Below are 15,722 nucleotides of genomic sequence, written 5' to 3'. Positions count from 1 at the left end.
CCGCGTCATGACTTCCCTCGACACCGCCGCGGCCGCGCGTCCCGCCGCAGACACGGTCGACAACGCCGCCGCCACCCCTGAGAAGGAGCAGCCGTACGCGGCACTCGGCCTCAAGGACGACGAGTACGCCGAGATCCGCTCGCTGCTGGGGCGCCGCCCCACGTCGGGCGAGCTGGCCATGTACTCGGTGATGTGGAGCGAGCACTGCTCGTACAAGTCCAGCAAGATCTACCTGCGCCAGTTCGGCCAGAAGGTCTCGGACGATATGCGCGAGCGCCTCATGGTCGGCATGGGCCAGAACGCCGGCGTCGTCGACATCGGCGAGGGCTGGGCGGTGACCTTCAAGGTCGAGTCGCACAACCACCCCAGCTACATCGAGCCGTTCCAGGGCGCCGCCACCGGCGTCGGCGGCATCGTCCGCGACATCATCTCGATGGGCGCGCGCCCGGTCGCCGTCATGGACCAGCTGCGCTTCGGCGCCATCGACAACCCCGACACCGCGCGCGTCGTCCACGGCGTCGTCAGCGGCATCTCGTTCTACGGCAACTGCCTGGGGCTGCCGAACATCGGCGGCGAGACCGTCTTCGACCCGGTGTACCAGGGCAACCCGCTCGTCAACGCCCTCGCCGTCGGCGTCCTCCGCCACGAGGACCTCAAGCTCGCCAACGCCTCGGGCGCCGGCAACAAGGTCGTCCTGTTCGGCGCGCGCACCGGTGGCGACGGCATCGGCGGCGCGTCGATCCTCGCCTCCGACACCTTCGCCGACGGCGGCCCGACCAAGCGCCCCGCGGTCCAGGTCGGCGATCCGTTCGCCGAGAAGGTGCTCATCGAGTGCTGCCTCGAGCTCTACAAGGGCGAGCTCGTCGAGGCCATCCAGGACCTCGGCGCCGCCGGCATCTCGTGCGCGACGAGCGAGCTCGCCGCCAACGGCGGCTCGGGCATGCGCGTCGACCTCGAGAACGTGCTGCTGCGCGACCCCACGCTCACGCCCGAGGAGATCCTCATGAGCGAGAGCCAGGAGCGCATGATGGCGATCGTCGCGCCCGAGAAGCTCGACCGCTTCCTCGAGGTCGTCGCCAAGTGGGAGGTCGAGACGAGCGTGCTCGGCGAGGTCACCGGCGACGGACGACTGCAGATCTTCTGGCACGGCGAGGAGATCGTCAATGTGGATCCGTCCACGGTCGCCGTCGACGGGCCCGTCTACGAGCGCCCCGTCGCCTACCCGACGTGGATCGATGCGCTGCGCGACGACTCGGCGCAGGCGCTCCCCCGCCCGTGCGACGGCGAGACGCTGCGCTCCCAGTTCACGCAGCTGGTCTCGAGCCCCAACCTCGCCGACACGTCGTGGATCACGAACCAGTACGACTACTACGTCATGGGCAACACCGCCCTGTCGTTCCCGGACGACGCGGGCATGATCCGCGTCGACGAGAACTCCGGACTCGGCTTCGCGATCGCCACGGACTGCAACGGACGCTACTGCCAGCTCGACCCGTACGAGGGCGCCAAGCTCGCCCTCGCCGAGGCTTACCGCAACGTCGCCGTCACGGGCGCCGTGCCGACGGCGGTCACGGACTGCCTCAACTTCGGGTCACCGGAGAACCCCGAGGTCATGTGGCAGTTCTCGCAGGCCGTCGAGGGCCTGTCGGACGGATGCCTCGAGGTCGGCATCCCCGTCACGGGCGGCAACGTGTCGTTCTACAACCAGACCGGCGACCAGCCCATCTTCCCGACCCCGGTCGTGGGCGTCATGGGCATCATCGACGACGTGGCCCGTCGCATCCCCAGCGGCTGGCAGGATGCCGGCGAGAACATCTACCTGCTCGGGGTCACGGCCAACGAGCTCAGCGGCTCGCAGTGGGCGGCCACCGTCCACGGTCACCTCGGCGGGCGTCCGCCGCGCGTCGACCTCGCCGGCGAGAAGCGCCTGGGCGACCTGCTCCACGCCGCGGGCCAGCAGGGACTGGTCTCGAGCGCCCACGACCTGTCGTCGGGGGGCCTCGCCCAGGCCCTCGCCGAGGGCGTCATGCGCTTCGGCGTCGGCGCGCGCGTGTGGCTCGACGAGATCATGGAGCGCGACGGCGTCGACGCCGCCATGGCTCTGTTCTCGGAGTCGACCGGCCGCGTCATCGTGTCGGTCCCGCGCGAGGACGACGTGAAATTCCGCGGGCTGTGCGAGGGCCGCGACTACCCCGTGCTGCGCATCGGCGTGACCGACGCGCCGGTCGACGGCAGCCCGGCCTCCCTCGAGGTGCAGGGCCTGTTCACGGTGTCGGCGCCGGAGCTCGCGGGGCTGTCCACCGCGACGCTCCCGGCCGCCTTCGGCCCCACCGTGGTCGAACCGACCGCCTGACCCGCACCCGCACCGAATCCTGAGGGGGACCATGACCGACGACGAAGAGTACGGCGTCTACAGCGATGCGCGCCAGCGGCGCATCAAGGTCGTCGCGTGGGTCGTCATCGTCGCACTGATCCTCGTGGGCGGCGGCGCCACGGTCTTCGCGCTCCTGTTCGGCTGATCCAGGACCAGGCCCGGGCCCCAGGTCCGGATGCCGCACGAGGCTCGCGCCGACGACTGAGGGTCCATCGTCCCGCGCCGCCCGGGACCCGCCGGTTAAGATGGCCCCGTGGACCCGTGGCTCGAGCTCCTCGGCGCCTGGTGGTGGGTCGCTCCGACCGCCATCGGCGCCGGCGCTGTGGGCTATGGGGTGATCTCAGCGCCACGACGGCGGGCGCGGCGCCTCGAACTCGACGCCGCGCGTCATGAGGTCTCGACCGCCTACAACGCGCTCCAGGCCGCACGCGCCCACGAGCGCGAGGCGAAGGCCCGCCTGCAGGCCGCGCAGACGCAGCCGGGCGTCGTCGTGCCGGGGCTGCCATCGGTGTCGCAGGCGCGCAGCGAGCTTCAGGCGGCCAAGGCCGAGCATCGCACCGCGACGCTGCGGCTTCGCGCCAAGCGCAGCAGCGTGAAGTCCGCACGTGCCCATCTTCACGCCGCGACCGGTGAGACCGGTCTTCCGATGGCGCGCCTGCTGGCGCGCCACGATGCGGTCACGGCGCGCTGGATGGAGTACGAGACGGATGTCGCCAAGCAGATCGCGTTCCCTCAGATGAGCGATGCGCGGCATCCGCTCACCGGGGCTTTCCTGTCGACGCAGCAGTACGCCCTGCAGCTGCGGCCGGCGACGGCCCGCGCCCGCATGACGCCCGACGAGTTCGTGCGCTACCGCGATGCGGTCGCCGCCGTCGAGACCTCGTTCGCCGCGGCGGAGAGCGCCGCGTGGCAGGAGGCGCGAGCGAGCGGCGCGGTGCCCCCGAATCCCGAGCCCCCGCCGGTCACCGCGTGGTCGGCGGTCGCGCAGCAGGTCGTGTCACTGTCGGCCGAGGCGATCGCGCAGGCCGCCGAGGCTGCGGCGACGGCGCTCGCGAACCGCCCGCCCCGAGACATGACGAAGGGCGGGCGGCCCGAAGGCCACCCGCCCCGTCAATGAGCGCGAAGACTCAGGACGTCAGGGAGTCGACGTAGTCCTGGTTCTCGGCGATCCAGTCCTGCACGACGGGACCGTAGTCGTCACCGTCGTACTGGTTGAACATCGCGTCCTCGAGCGAGTACAGCAGGTCGCTGGGCATGGCCCAGTTCGACAGCCACTCGTTGACCTCGGGGAAGTCCGACTCGAACGTCGTCGCCGTCAGGGTGTGGATGCCCTCGGCACCGCCGAGCGCGCCCTCGGGGTCCTCGAGGTTCTTGATCGGGAACGCGTTGTAGGCCCAGTGCGGGGTCCACAGCGTCACGACGATGTTCTCACCGGCGTCGGTAGCCGACTGCAGCTCGGCGAGCATGGCCGGGGTCGACGACTCGATGAGGTTCATGTCCTCGAGGCCGTAGCCCGGCACGACGGAGTCGCGCATGGCGCCCATGAGGCCCGAGCCGGGCTCGATGCCCACGATCTCATTGCTGAAGTCGTCGGCGGCGGCCGCGAGCTCGGTGAGCGAGTCGATCGGCGCGTCGGCGTTCACCGCGACGGTGAGGGCGGCGTCCTCGTTCCAGGGGCCGAGGTCGACGAGGTCGTCGCCGTACTCCGTCATGTAGTCCGCGTGCGTGACCGGCAGCCAGCCGTCGAGGACGAAGTCGAAGTCGGCGTTCGCCAGACCCGCGAAGACGGGAGCGACGTCCGCGTAGGTGAGCTCGACCTCGTAGCCGTGCTCGGTGAGGATGGCCTCCCACAGGTAGGACGCGGCGATGCCCTCGTCCCAGCCGTTGAAGACGGCCAGCTCGATGGCGCGGTCGGCGCCGCCGGTGCTGTCGCCCGAGTCACCCGAGTCGCTCGAGCCGGAATCGCTCGAGCAGCCCGTCAGGACGAGTGCAGCCGCACCCGCGAGGGCGATGCCGGTTGCCAGGTGCTTTCTCTTGGTCATCATGATGACGTCCTCTCCATCCGCGTTGCTGTCCGCGGAACGGTCGTTGTGTGTCAGACACGCGGGTCCCGCGCGTCTCCGGCGAGCTGATGGGTCTCGCCTGGTCTCTCTGTGGCGCGGATGCCGAGGCTTCCGCGCGTGTTGTGGGTCAGGCCGTCGCCGCGGGCTGCGGCTGGGCCTGGTCGTCGGCCTTCTCGTCGTCGGAGGAACCCGACGACGCCGGACCGCGGTTCTTGCGCGGCTGCGCCAGCGCCGACGTGATGCGGTCGAGGATCATCGCGAGGATCACCACGGCGATGCCCGCCTCGAAGCCGAGTCCGACGTCGATGCGGCCGATGGCGCGCACGATCTCGCCGCCGAGACCGCCAGCGCCGACCATGCCGGCGATGACGACCATCGACAGGCTGAGCATGATGACCTGGTTGACACCGGCCATGATGCTCGGCAGTGCCAGCGGCAGCTGGATCTGTCGCAGGATGCGGCCCGGCGTGGCGCCGAACGCGTTCCCGGCCTCGACGACCTCCTTGTCCACGCCGCGGATGCCCAGCTCGGTGAGCCGGACGCCCGGCGCGAGAGCGAACAGGATCGTGGCGATCATGCCGGGGACGGCGCCCACACCGAAGAAGATGATCGCCGGGATCAGGTAGACGAACGCCGGCATGGTCTGCAGGAAGTCCAGCACGGGGCGCACGGCGCGAGAGACGTGGTCGTTGCGCGCCGCCCAGATGCCGACGGGGATGCTGATCGCGGTCGCGATGATCGACGCGACGAGCACCAGGGCCAGGGTGTCCATCGAGGTCTCCCACTGATCGAGGAAGACGATCAGGAGCAGTCCCAGCGCGGTTCCGAGCGCCAGCTTCCATCCCTTCACCCAGAAGGCGACGGCGGCGATGACGATGATGATGACCCAGAACGGCGGCGTGACCAGGACCCACGAGAGGCCGTCGTACACGGCGCCGAGCACCGTGGCGATGGCGTCGAACAGCCAGCCGAACACGTCGCCGAGGAAGTCGACGAACGCCTCGACCCAGTCACCGAGGGGGATGCGGAGGTTCTCCATCACACGCCCCCTTCCGTCGCGGCCTGGACCGGCACAGCCGGCTCCTCGACCGCGGCGATCGTCTGGTCCAGCTCCAGCGCCGAAGCGGGCGCCACCACGTCGACGATCGGGATCGAGCGGGTCTCGGGCGCGACGTTGCCCAGCGCCGCCAGCAGCGTGACGCGGGGGATGACGCCGACGAGACGATCGGTGCTGTCGACGACCGCGACGGGGATGTGGGACTCGACCGAGCGATCCAGGACCTCGGTCAGCGGGTCGTCGGGGTGCACCGTGGGCTGGACGTTCTCGACGAGGCTGCGCAGGTCCGTGCGCCCCTCCTTCACCGCGCGGATGACCGCGCGGTCGGTGACGGCGCCGATGAACTTGAGGTTCTCGACGATCGAGACCGAGCTCGCCTGGCGGTCGCGCATGACCTTGAGCGCACCGCGCACGCCGGCATGCAGCGTCGAGACGGTGGTGGGCTGCTCCATGACCGAAGCCGCGGTGAGCACGCGCGCGCGATCGACGTCCTGCACGAACTGCGCGACGTAGTCGTTCGCGGGGTCGGTGAGGATCTCCTCGGGAGTGCCGTTCTGCACGATGCGGCCGTCGCGCATGACGGCGATGCGGTCACCGAGGAACATCGCCTCGTTCAGGTCGTGGGTGATGAACACGATCGTGCGGCCGAGCTCCTGCTGCAGGGTGATCAGCTGCTCCTGCATCTCGCGGCGGATCAGCGGATCCAGGGCCGAGAAGGCCTCGTCCATGAGCATGATGTCGGTGCCGGCCGTGAGGGCGCGGGCGAGGCCGACGCGCTGCTGCATGCCGCCGGACAGCTCGTCGGGCATCGCGTACGCGCGGTCGCCGAGTCCGACCTTCTCGAGGATCTCGAGCGCACGGGCGCGGCGCTCGTCCTTGCCGATGCCCTGGATCTCGAGGCCGTAGGCGGCGTTGTCGATCACCGAGAGATGGGGGAGCAGCGCGAAGTGCTGGAAGACCATCGAGATCGAACGCTGGCGGATCTCCCGCAGCTCCTTCGGCGAGGCCTTGCCGATGCTGTGGCCCTGAACGGTGACATCGCCCGACGTGGGCGGGTTGAGACCGTTGAGCATGCGGATGATGGTCGACTTGCCTGAGCCCGACAGGCCCATGATGACGAAGATCTCACCCTTGTTCACGGTGAAGCTCGCGTCGATCACGGCGGCGGTTCCGGCATCCGCGACGTCGGCACGGGTCTCGCCGGCCTGAAGCCGGCGCACGGCGTCCTGGGGGTTCTTTCCGAACACCTTGTAGAGATTCTTCGCTTCGAGAGCGACTTCGACGGTCACGTTTTCACCTCGGCTGTGTGGGGGCCACACGTGCATCGGTTTCGTCCGGGTCGGGATCATCGGCGTCGGCATCACGCTCTCGAGAACGCGGCAACACTCCGGCGGGGCACATCGGGAGCCCCGTCAAGACCGCCGGCCATACGCCCGCGACGCACGTCCCCTCGGGGAAATCCCACGCGCCACGACCGCGGACTGGTCGTCAGTGGGCACTGAGGCCCACTTCGACGCTAACCACGTTGCCGTCTCGTCGCAAACGCGCGCCTCCGCCCTCGGAGGGACGAAGCGTGGTATCGCGCGCGCGTCAGCGCGGATAGAAGCGTTGACAACAAGTTGGTAACGGGCTCGCGGGCGCTGCGATGTCGTTACCGCCCGGACGCGGGTGCGCCGGCTCTCCTCAGCGGGCGTCGGCGGCGGCCGTGTGGTGGCGGATGACCTCGGCGACGACGAAGTTGAACCACTTCTCGGCGAAGGCGGGGTCCAGGTCCGCCTCTTCTGCCAGCCGCCGCAGGCGCGCGACCTGCTGCTCTTCACGGGCGGGGTCGGAGGCCGGCATGCCGTGCTCGGCCTTGAGCTGACCGACCTGCTTGGTCGCCTTGAACCGCTCGGCCAGGAGGTGGATGAGCGCGGCGTCGATGTTGTCGATGCTGCCGCGCAAACGCAGCAGCGTCGTCCCGGGGTCCTCGGTCACGGCGTCCTCCACTTCCTCGTCGCCACACGATACCCCGCGGGCGCGTGCGCGCCCGCGGGTGTTTCGTCCGGCGACGCGATCCGGCCCCGTTCTCCGGGGGCCGCGACGCGGCGATTCTGCATGGTCGCCGACGCCGCGGCGCCCCTAGAGTGTGAGGCATGACCGACGCGAACCCGACCGCTCCGGCTTCTCCCGAGGCATCCGGCGCCGACTCCTTCTACGAGCCGACACCCAAGATGAAGTCGGCCCTGCAGCGCTGGGCGAACCTGAACAACCCGTTCACGATCGGCTTCACCCTGACACTGGGCGGGCTCGTCGCGCTCGCACTGGGCCTGGCGTTCACGAGCCTGTCCACGATCGTCATCTACGTCGCGCTGGCGCTGTTCGTCGCGCTCGGGCTGGACCCGGCGGTGCGCATGCTGGGGCGCCGCAACGTGTCACGGGCGTGGTCCATCGTCATCGTCTACTCGGCCTTCGCGATCGTCCTGATCGGCGTCCTGCTGCTGATCATCCCCACCGTCGTCGCTCAGGTCGCTCAGTTCTTCCGGGATCTGCCGTCGCTCGTCGACGACTTCCAGCAGACCGCGGTCTACCTCTGGGCCACGGGGATGTGGGGCGATCCCATCGAGACGCTGACCACCGAGATCACGAAGTTCATCTCGGACCCGGGGAACATCGCCACCGTCGGCGGAGGCGTGCTCCAGGTGGTCGTGGGCATCGGCACCGCCGTCTCGGGCGGCATCATCGTCATCGTCCTGAGCCTGTACTTCCTGGCCTCGCTCGATGCGATGAAGCAGGGGATGTACCAGCTGGCCGCCGCACACAACCGTCCCAAGGTCGCCTCGCTCACCGAGCAGATCACGGGGTCGATCGGCGGGTACCTCGTGGGGATGGTGATGCTCGCGTTCTTCAACGCGACCTTCACCTTCATCATGTATCTGATCCTCGGGCTGCAGTTCGCAGCGCTCATGGCGGTGACGTCGTTCTGCATCACGATCATCCCGCTCGTCGGTCCCGTGCTCTTCTGGATCATCGGGTCGAGCGTCGCGCTGTTCCTCGACCCCCTTGCCGCGCTGATCTTCGCGATCGCGTACCTCGTCTACATGCAGGTCGAGGCCTACGTGCTCACGCCCCGTGTCATGAACAAGGCGGTGTCGGTGCCGGGTGCGCTCGTGGTGATCGGCGCGCTCGTCGGCGGAACGCTGCTGGGGCTCCTCGGCGCGCTCGTCGCCGTGCCGGTGACCGCGTCGCTGCTCATCATCCTCAAGCAGGTCGTCATCCCGCGCCAGGACGCCAAAGTCTGACGCCGCGCGTTCGCGCGGCGGACGGGAGTGCTCGCCGGACCGTCAGCGCCCGACGTCGGGCGTCAGGCACGTCGGACTCGGCACCGCCACCCGGTGACGCACACGGCCGGGGACACCGGTTCTGGCGTCGAGCGCGAGCGACACGACCTCGTGCGACAGCTGTCCGGCCACCAGCAGCGTGTCGCGCACCACGACGTGGTGCCGCGGCCACCCTGCTCCCGCCTCGACGAGCGCGATCGGCTCGAGCTGCGAGCCGTCCCCCCGCACCCGGACGGTGGCGATCGTGTCACTGCCGCGCAGTCCGGCATAGAGGAAGGCGCCGTCCCGCGACGCGGCGAGCTCGGCGGCGGCATCGCCCGCGAGCATCCCCGGGCTGAGGGCCGTGCCCGCGACGATCCGCCACACGCCCTCGCGATCCGCGGCGAGCGCGAACACCTCGCACGAGTGCTCGCACACCACGTACAGATGCCCGCTGGGGTGCCACACGGTGTGGCGCGGCCCTGAGCCGCGGGGGAGCGCCACCCGCTGCACGAGCTTCATGCCCGCGACGCCGGCCCGCCAGATCCGGACGACGTCGAACCCGAGGTCGGTGGTGGCGACCAGCCCGCCGTCGAGGAACCGGGCCTGATGCGCGCGTGACACGCGCACCGCATCCGCCTCATCCGGCTCGTCCTCGGCCGCAGCGGCGGGGGCGTCGTGGGCGGGGATGAGATGCGCGTACTCCTCCCCCGCCGCCTCCCGCAGCGCCCGTGCGGCGGCGGCGAGGTCGAGGTCGGGCGGCCCCTCCGGGACGGGGGCGCCGGCATCCGCTCCGTAGGGGTCCTCCGCCGCCGGCGCGACCGTCGGCGACGACGGCCGCCCCTCCGCATCCAGCCGCATCCGCACCAGGTGCCCGTCGCCCCAGCAGCTCGCCAGCAGCGACCCGGCGTTCGGGGCGATCGCCACGTGGCACACGAGCTCCCCGACGGGCACGGCCGGCCCCAGTCGTACGAAGGACTCGTCGCCGGTGCGGCGGAACGCCTGCACGGCGCCGGTCCCCTCGAGGGCCGCATAGAAGACGTCGAGCGAAGGATGGGCCGCCACCCATGACGGCGACGGCGCCTCGACGATCGACTCGGCGAATCCGAGCTGTCCGCCCGCGAGCGGGGAGTCGGCCTCGCCGGCGGTGAGCATTCCGATTCCGGAGGCGGCGCCGTCCATATCGGCGGTGTAGCCGCCGACGAGGAACCGCACGTCAGTCGATCAGGTCGTGGCGCACGATCACCGCGTCGCGCGCGGGACCGACGCCGATGACCGAGATCCGGGTGCCGCTCATCGCCTCGAGGGCCAGGACGTAGTCCTGCGCGGCCTGCGGGAGGTCCTCGAAGGTGCGGGCCGTCGAGATGTCCTCGCTCCAGCCGGGGAGGTACTCCAGGATCGGCGCGGCGTGGTGGAAGTCGGACTGGTTGACCGGCACCTCGTCGAACCGCGTGCCGTCCACGTCGTAGGCGACGCAGACGGGGATCTGCTCGAGGCCGGTGAGGATGTCGAGCTTGGTCAGCACGAGGTCGGTGATGCCGTTGATGCGGGTGGCGTAGCGCGTGATCGGCGCGTCGTACCAGCCGACGCGGCGCGGACGGCCCGTGGTCGTGCCGAACTCGAAGCCGCGCGAGCGCAGCCAGTCGCCCTGCTCGTCGAACAGCTCGGTGGGAAAGGGGCCCGACCCGACGCGCGTCGTGTAGGCCTTCACGATGCCGACGATGCGGTCCAGCCGCCCGGGTCCCACGCCGGAGCCGGTGGCCGCCCCTCCGGCCGTCGCCGACGACGACGTCACGAACGGATACGTGCCGTGGTCGACATCGAGCATGGTCGCCTGGCCGCCCTCGAAGACGACGACGTCCCCGGCGTCGAGCGCCTCGTTCAGCATCAACGACGTGTCGGCGACCATGGGGCGCAGGCGCTCGGTGTAGCCGAGCAGATCCTCGACGATCTCGTCGACGCCGATGGCGCGACGGTTGAAGACCTTCACGAGCAGATGGTTCTTCTGCTCGAGGGCGCCCTCGACCTTCTGGCGCAGGATGTTCTCGTCGAAGAGGTCCTGGACGCGGATGCCGACACGGTTGATCTTGTCGGCGTAGGCGGGTCCGATGCCGCGCCCGGTGGTGCCGATCTGGCGCTTGCCGAGGAAGCGCTCGCTGACCTTGTCGAGCGTTCGGTGGTAGTTCGTGATGATGTGCGCGTTCGCGCTGATGCGCAGACGCGACGTGTCGAGACCGCGCGCGTTCAGCGCCGTGAGCTCGTTGAAGAGCACCTCGAGGTCGACCACGACGCCATTGCCGATCACCGGGTTCACGCCGGGCGAGAGGATGCCGGAGGGCAGCAGGTGCAGGGCGTACTTCTCGTCGCCGATGACGACGGTGTGACCGGCGTTGTTGCCGCCGTTGAACTTCACGACCCAGTCGGTCCGGTCCCCGAGCAGGTCTGTCGCCTTGCCCTTGCCCTCATCGCCCCACTGGACGCCGACGATCACGATGCCTGGCATGGCCTACTCCCCCGTTGTCGGACGGTTACACCCGATCCTATCGGGCGCGCCCGCAGGCCCCGTGAGACCCGGCCGGTCGCGAGGCCGACCGGGGGCCGCCCCTCACGCGACCGGCTCGATGTCCGGGAGGGTCCAGGAGCCGTCCGTCAGCGCGTTCCGGGGACGATAGAAGCGCACGACGACGTTCCAGCCCTCGGGCACGGGGATCGCGTTGGGCACCGAGGTCCCGGTGTCGGCGGTGAAGCGGACCGTGACCGCGCCGTCGGGGTCCGGGATGCCGGTGACGCTGTTCACCGTGTAGCGCCCTGCCGGGTTGGCGGCGAAGAAGCCGTGTGCGTCGTAAACCGACACCGACCAGAACGCGTCGACGGGGACGTCCTGCATCGTCAGCGCGTACTCGCCCGGCTCGAGGTCGGGGTTGATGGCCGTGTAGATCGTCTCGGAGTTCGGCAGTCCGCCCCATCCGGACGCCGTTCCGATCAGGTGCCTGACCGGATCGACCTCGTGCGGCGTCCCGAACGCGCGGTCGTAGTCGCTCATCCCCGCGGCGAGGGTCAGCAGCGCTTCGCGCGTGGCGTCCATGCTCGCGGTGTCATAGTCCGGCAGGACGAACGGGCGCGAGGCCCCCGCCTCGACGCCCAGCCCGTCCTGCAGCGCGGCGACCGCCGCGAGATCGTCGGGATCCCCCGGATCGACGAGGATGCGGACCGCGACGAGCGCGTACTCCGAGCCGCAGTTCGCGGCGCTGAGCGAGAAGTCGCCGGCGGAGTGGTGGATGGCCATGACGTAGTGGTCCTCGTTGACGACCATCGCCGAGAGGTACCGGCCACCGGCGTCGGGAAGGGTCACGGTCGCGCCCTCCGACACGTCGATGAGCGCGAAGCTGTAGAGGGTGTCGCGGTTCATGCGGATGACGGTCTGCTGATCGATCGGCGTCGGCTCGCGGTGATGACCGAAGACGCCCACCCCTCCGGCGACGGCGGCCATCCCGGCGAACATGCGATCGGTCTCTGCGCGGACGAAGTTGTCGACGTTGACATGGATTCTCATATCATCACTGTCGCGGCGGTGGTCGCGACAGGGCGGGACCTTGGTCCCTTTGACTATCTGTACGGCGGGCAGGCCGTGGCTCACACTGATCCCATGATCTGGGCAACGATGCGGATCGCAGCCGCCGTCCTGGCTGCATCGGGGTGGATCGCGGGGTTCGTCGTCAACGTCTCACGTGCGCAGCGATTCGATGAGGATCTCGGCCTCGTGATCATGAACTACTTCAGCTTCCTGACGATCTTCACCACCCTGCTCACGGTGATCATCCTGACCGTCGCGGGAGTGTGGGATCTGCGGCATCCGGGCACGTCGCCCGAGCCCTTCGCGGTAGCGCTCAGCGTCGCGATGGTGACCGCGCCCGCGATCCTGATCGGCGTGGTGTACAACATCCTGCTGCGGGGGCTCCCGTCCGAGGCGGCTCTCACCGACCCGCCGTTGATCTACTTCTGCGATCGGTGGGCGATCGAGGTGATGCACGTCGTGCTGCCGCTGTATCTGCTGGCCGACCTGCTGTTCGCCTCGCGCCGGCGCGCACTGCCGTGGTGGTCGCTCTCGGTGCTGGTCGGGTATCCGCTCGTGTGGACGGTGTACACGATGATCCGGGGCGAGCTCGTCGTCAGTCCCGACGGGAACAACCCGTGGTGGTATCCGTACCCGTTCCTGGACCCCCACGGCGAAGGCGGATATGCCTCGGTGTTCATGTACATCGGAGCCATCACCGGCGCTTTCATCGTCATCGGCGTGATTCTCATCGCCGTCGGACGTCACCGGGCGCGGCGCGCGGCGCGGTCCGCGCCGGCGATGGTCGACACCGGTTCGCCGACGCCCTGAACCCGCCACCGATTGCGCGGAGATCGGCTGCTCGACTGTCGGATCCTCACGTCGATTTCGCTGTCTCTTGTATGTATCCGACAGATTCTTGACCCGGTATACGGCACGCGCACGATCCTCGGCGCCAATATTCCGTGAGGGGCGACTACTGAGCCGCTAGATCTGATCTCGGGAGAGGGTCGACAGGTATTGGGTGAGCCGAAGGGTCGTCGACATGTTCTGGAGTCAGATGAGGATCGCAGCCGCCGTCATGGCGCTGTGCGCAGTGGGTGCCGGGCTCGTGGTCAACGTCGACCGCGCGGCTCGGCAGGGGCAGGATCTCGCGGCGGTGCTCGCGAACTACTTCAGTCTCTTCACGATCGTGTCGTCGTCGCTCGGCGCCGCTGTCCTCGTCGCCGCCGCAGTGTGGGACATGCGCAATCGCGGCGACTCGCGCGAGCCGGTGGCCATCGCCCTGGCTCTGGCTGCGGTGTCGGGCCCGATCCTGCTGCTGGGCGTGGTCTACAACGTCCTGCTGCGCGGCATCCCGTCCGCCGTCGCCCTCGGCGACACCGCCGGCATCGCGATGCTCGACGAGTTCGCGATCGAGGTGCTGCACGTGGTGCTCCCGCTCTACGTGCTGTTCGACCTGCTTGCCGCGCCGCGGCGACGCGGACTGTCGTGGCGGATGCTGCCGGTGATCGTCGGGTATCCGCTGACGTGGACCGTGTACACGATGGTGCGGGGAGAGCGGGTCGCGAACCCCGACGGCACGACGCCGTGGTGGTACCCCTATCCCTTCCTCGACCCGCACGGCGCCGGAGGCTACGGCACGGCGCTGACCTACATCGGCGGCATCCTCATCGCCTTCCTCGCGATCGGATCGGGCATCATCGCGATCGGCCGGTACCGGGAGCGCCGGGCCACCCGGCGCCACACCGCGACGCCGATGATCGGCGCGGCACCCGCGTGACCGGTCGCTGGCCGTCACCGAGTAGGGCGGCCGCGGGCTCGCTCGGTAGAATCGTGATCCATGTCCAAGGTGCTTGAGTCCCTGCCCATCGGCGAGCGCGTCGGCATCGCCTTCTCGGGAGGTCTCGACACCTCCGTCGCGGTCGCGTGGATGCGCGACAAGGGCGCGATCCCCTGCACCTACACCGGCGATCTCGGCCAGCCCGACGAGGACGACATCGAGTCGATCCCGGGTCGCGCGCTCGAGTACGGCGCCGAGGTCTCTCGCCTCGTCGACTGCAAGACGGCGCTCGTCGAAGAGGGCTTCGGCGCCCTCGCGTGCGGCGCGTTCCACATCCGCTCGGGCGGCCGCACGTACTTCAACACCACGCCCATCGGGCGCGCCGTCACCGGCACGCTGCTGGTGCGCGCGATGAAGGAGGACGGCGTCGACATCTGGGGCGACGGCTCGACCTACAAGGGCAACGACATCGAGCGCTTCTACCGCTACGGGCTGCTGGCGAACCCCGCGCTGCGCATCTACAAGCCGTGGCTCGACGCCGAATTCGTGTCGGAGCTCGGCGGGCGCCAGGAGATGAGCGAATGGCTCGTCGCGCACGGCTTCCCGTACCGCGACTCGGCCGAGAAGGCCTACTCCACCGACGCGAACATCTGGGGCGCCACCCACGAGGCGAAGACGCTCGAGCACCTCGATGTGTCGCTCGAGACGGTCGAGCCCATCATGGGCGTGCGCTTCTGGGATCCGGCCGTCGAGATCGAGAGCGAGGACGTCACCGTCACGTTCGAGGACGGCCGCCCGGTCGCGCTCAACGGCGTCGAGTACACCGACCCGGTGCAGCTCGTCTTCGAGGCGAACCGCATCGGCGGCCGCCACGGCCTCGGCATGAGCGACCAGATCGAGAACCGCATCATCGAAGCCAAGTCGCGCGGCATCTACGAGGCGCCCGGCATGGCGCTGCTGTTCATCGCGTACGAGCGCCTCGTCAACGGCATCCTCAACGAGGACACCCTGGCGACCTATCACGAGCAGGGCCGGCGCCTGGGCCGCCTCATGTACGAGGGACGCTGGCTCGAGCCGCAGTCGCTCATGCTGCGCGAGTCCATCCAGAAGTGGGTCGGCTCGACGATCTCCGGCACCGTCGCGCTGCGCCTGCGCCGCGGCGAGGACTACACGATTCTCGACACCACGGCGACCCGCCTGTCCTACGCGCCCGAGAAGCTCTCGATGGAGCGCGTCGGCGACGCCGCCTTCGGCCCCACCGACCGCATCGGTCAGCTGACCATGCGCAACCTCGACATCGCCGACTCCCGTTCGAGCCTGGAGTTCTACGCGTCGCGCGGCATCATCGGAGGCGCCACCGGCGACCTGGTGGGCTCGCTCGAGCAGGGCGGAGCCGCCGAGATCACCGAGCACGCCGTGGAGTACAGCGCCGAGCGCGAGGAGCTCGCCGAGGCCACGGACGCGGTCAACGAGGCCTCGGCGTTCGACGCCGGCACCGACTGACGCGCCTCGCCTGAACGTCCCGCGCGGTGTGCGTGCCGCTCGGGGCGATGAACGCGCGTGCTCTGACACCGCGGCGCACCGGGGGTGCGC

At 69.6% G+C, this 15,722-nt stretch carries 14 protein-coding genes; 7 read left to right on the top strand and 7 right to left on the bottom strand.

What is annotated here, in order from left to right:
- The first annotated feature begins 7 nt into the window (after window positions 1–7).
- From purL to P0L94_14460, 3 genes are all read left to right on the top strand, one after another.
- Window positions 8–2,353, top strand: coding sequence for a phosphoribosylformylglycinamidine synthase subunit PurL (purL, locus tag P0L94_14470; GenBank protein WES63662.1), 2,346 nt, complete (start codon window positions 8–10; stop codon window positions 2,351–2,353).
- A gap of 31 nt (window positions 2,354–2,384) precedes the next feature.
- Window positions 2,385–2,519, top strand: coding sequence for a hypothetical protein (locus P0L94_14465; protein WES63661.1), 135 nt, complete (start codon window positions 2,385–2,387; stop codon window positions 2,517–2,519).
- A 108-nt stretch (window positions 2,520–2,627) separates the two neighbouring features.
- A complete protein-coding gene (locus tag P0L94_14460) occupies window positions 2,628–3,491 on the top strand; it encodes a hypothetical protein (GenBank protein WES63660.1) in 864 nt (287 codons plus the stop codon).
- 10 nt (window positions 3,492–3,501) lie between these two features.
- On the opposite strand, the gene P0L94_14455 is transcribed toward P0L94_14460, so the two are convergent.
- The 4 genes from P0L94_14455 to P0L94_14440 form a co-directional block, all read right to left on the bottom strand.
- Entirely contained in the window at window positions 3,502–4,419 is a 918-nt protein-coding gene (locus tag P0L94_14455; protein ID WES63659.1) for a glycine betaine ABC transporter substrate-binding protein, read from the bottom strand.
- Window positions 4,420–4,564: 145 nt separating this feature from the next.
- A complete protein-coding gene (locus tag P0L94_14450) occupies window positions 4,565–5,476 on the bottom strand; it encodes a proline/glycine betaine ABC transporter permease (GenBank protein WES63658.1) in 912 nt (303 codons plus the stop codon).
- Window positions 5,476–6,783 (bottom strand): glycine betaine/L-proline ABC transporter ATP-binding protein, encoded by a 1,308-nt coding sequence (locus P0L94_14445; GenBank protein ID WES63657.1) that lies wholly within the window; start codon window positions 6,781–6,783, stop codon window positions 5,476–5,478. The genes P0L94_14450 and P0L94_14445 overlap by 1 nt, the downstream gene beginning before the upstream one ends.
- Window positions 6,784–7,177: 394 nt before the next feature.
- Window positions 7,178–7,471, bottom strand: coding sequence for a chorismate mutase (locus tag P0L94_14440; protein WES63656.1), 294 nt, complete (start codon window positions 7,469–7,471; stop codon window positions 7,178–7,180).
- Between the two features lie 158 nt (window positions 7,472–7,629).
- Between P0L94_14440 and P0L94_14435 the strand changes: the two genes are divergently transcribed.
- Window positions 7,630–8,775 (top strand): AI-2E family transporter, encoded by a 1,146-nt coding sequence (locus P0L94_14435; protein ID WES63655.1) that lies wholly within the window; start codon window positions 7,630–7,632, stop codon window positions 8,773–8,775.
- 42 nt (window positions 8,776–8,817) lie between these two features.
- Here P0L94_14435 and P0L94_14430 read toward each other — a convergent pair whose 3' ends face one another.
- The 3 genes from P0L94_14430 to P0L94_14420 all read right to left on the bottom strand — a co-directional run bounded on the left by P0L94_14430 (window position 8,818) and on the right by P0L94_14420 (window position 12,346).
- On the bottom strand, window positions 8,818–10,008 hold the full coding sequence (locus P0L94_14430) for a beta-propeller fold lactonase family protein (GenBank protein ID WES63654.1): 1,191 nt from the start codon (window positions 10,006–10,008) through the stop codon (window positions 8,818–8,820).
- Between the two features lies 1 nt (window position 10,009).
- On the bottom strand, window positions 10,010–11,296 hold the full coding sequence (locus P0L94_14425; protein ID WES63653.1) for an adenylosuccinate synthase: 1,287 nt from the start codon (window positions 11,294–11,296) through the stop codon (window positions 10,010–10,012).
- Between the two features lie 102 nt (window positions 11,297–11,398).
- Window positions 11,399–12,346 (bottom strand): DUF1254 domain-containing protein, encoded by a 948-nt coding sequence (locus P0L94_14420; protein WES63652.1) that lies wholly within the window; start codon window positions 12,344–12,346, stop codon window positions 11,399–11,401.
- A gap of 93 nt (window positions 12,347–12,439) precedes the next feature.
- Between P0L94_14420 and P0L94_14415 the strand changes: the two genes are divergently transcribed.
- The 3 genes from P0L94_14415 (at window position 12,440) to argG (ending at window position 15,632) form a co-directional block, all read left to right on the top strand.
- Complete coding sequence (locus tag P0L94_14415; GenBank protein ID WES63651.1) at window positions 12,440–13,177, top strand: Pr6Pr family membrane protein; 738 nt, start codon at window positions 12,440–12,442, stop codon at window positions 13,175–13,177.
- Between the two features lie 214 nt (window positions 13,178–13,391).
- Window positions 13,392–14,129: a Pr6Pr family membrane protein gene (locus P0L94_14410; protein ID WES63650.1), complete on the top strand. Its 738-nt coding sequence runs from the start codon at window positions 13,392–13,394 to the stop codon at window positions 14,127–14,129.
- Window positions 14,130–14,189: 60 nt separating this feature from the next.
- Window positions 14,190–15,632 (top strand): argininosuccinate synthase, encoded by a 1,443-nt coding sequence (gene argG / locus P0L94_14405; GenBank protein WES63649.1) that lies wholly within the window; start codon window positions 14,190–14,192, stop codon window positions 15,630–15,632.
- Window positions 15,633–15,722 lie beyond the last annotated feature (90 nt).

It is taken from the genome of Microbacter sp. GSS18 (assembly GCA_029319145.1).
Taxonomy (GTDB): Bacteria; Actinomycetota; Actinomycetes; order Actinomycetales; family Microbacteriaceae; genus Microbacterium.
Note: the sequence above shows the minus strand (reverse complement) of the source record. Positions and strands in the feature narration are given on the sequence as shown.

What these genes read in the sequence shown, in the direction of transcription:
- purL (WES63662.1), top strand. Translation starts at nt 8, where the DNA reads ATGACTTCCCTCGACACCGCCGCGGCCGCGCGTCCCGCCGCAGACACG.
- P0L94_14465 (WES63661.1), top strand. Translation starts at nt 2,385, where the DNA reads ATGACCGACGACGAAGAGTACGGCGTCTACAGCGATGCGCGCCAGCGG.
- P0L94_14455 (WES63659.1), bottom strand. Translation starts at nt 4,419, where the DNA reads ATGATGACCAAGAGAAAGCACCTGGCAACCGGCATCGCCCTCGCGGGT.
- P0L94_14450 (WES63658.1), bottom strand. Translation starts at nt 5,476, where the DNA reads ATGGAGAACCTCCGCATCCCCCTCGGTGACTGGGTCGAGGCGTTCGTC.
- P0L94_14435 (WES63655.1), top strand. Translation starts at nt 7,630, where the DNA reads ATGACCGACGCGAACCCGACCGCTCCGGCTTCTCCCGAGGCATCCGGC.
- P0L94_14425 (WES63653.1), bottom strand. Translation starts at nt 11,296, where the DNA reads ATGCCAGGCATCGTGATCGTCGGCGTCCAGTGGGGCGATGAGGGCAAG.
- P0L94_14420 (WES63652.1), bottom strand. Translation starts at nt 12,346, where the DNA reads ATGAGAATCCATGTCAACGTCGACAACTTCGTCCGCGCAGAGACCGAT.
- P0L94_14415 (WES63651.1), top strand. Translation starts at nt 12,440, where the DNA reads ATGATCTGGGCAACGATGCGGATCGCAGCCGCCGTCCTGGCTGCATCG.
- P0L94_14410 (WES63650.1), top strand. Translation starts at nt 13,392, where the DNA reads ATGTTCTGGAGTCAGATGAGGATCGCAGCCGCCGTCATGGCGCTGTGC.
- argG (WES63649.1), top strand. Translation starts at nt 14,190, where the DNA reads ATGTCCAAGGTGCTTGAGTCCCTGCCCATCGGCGAGCGCGTCGGCATC.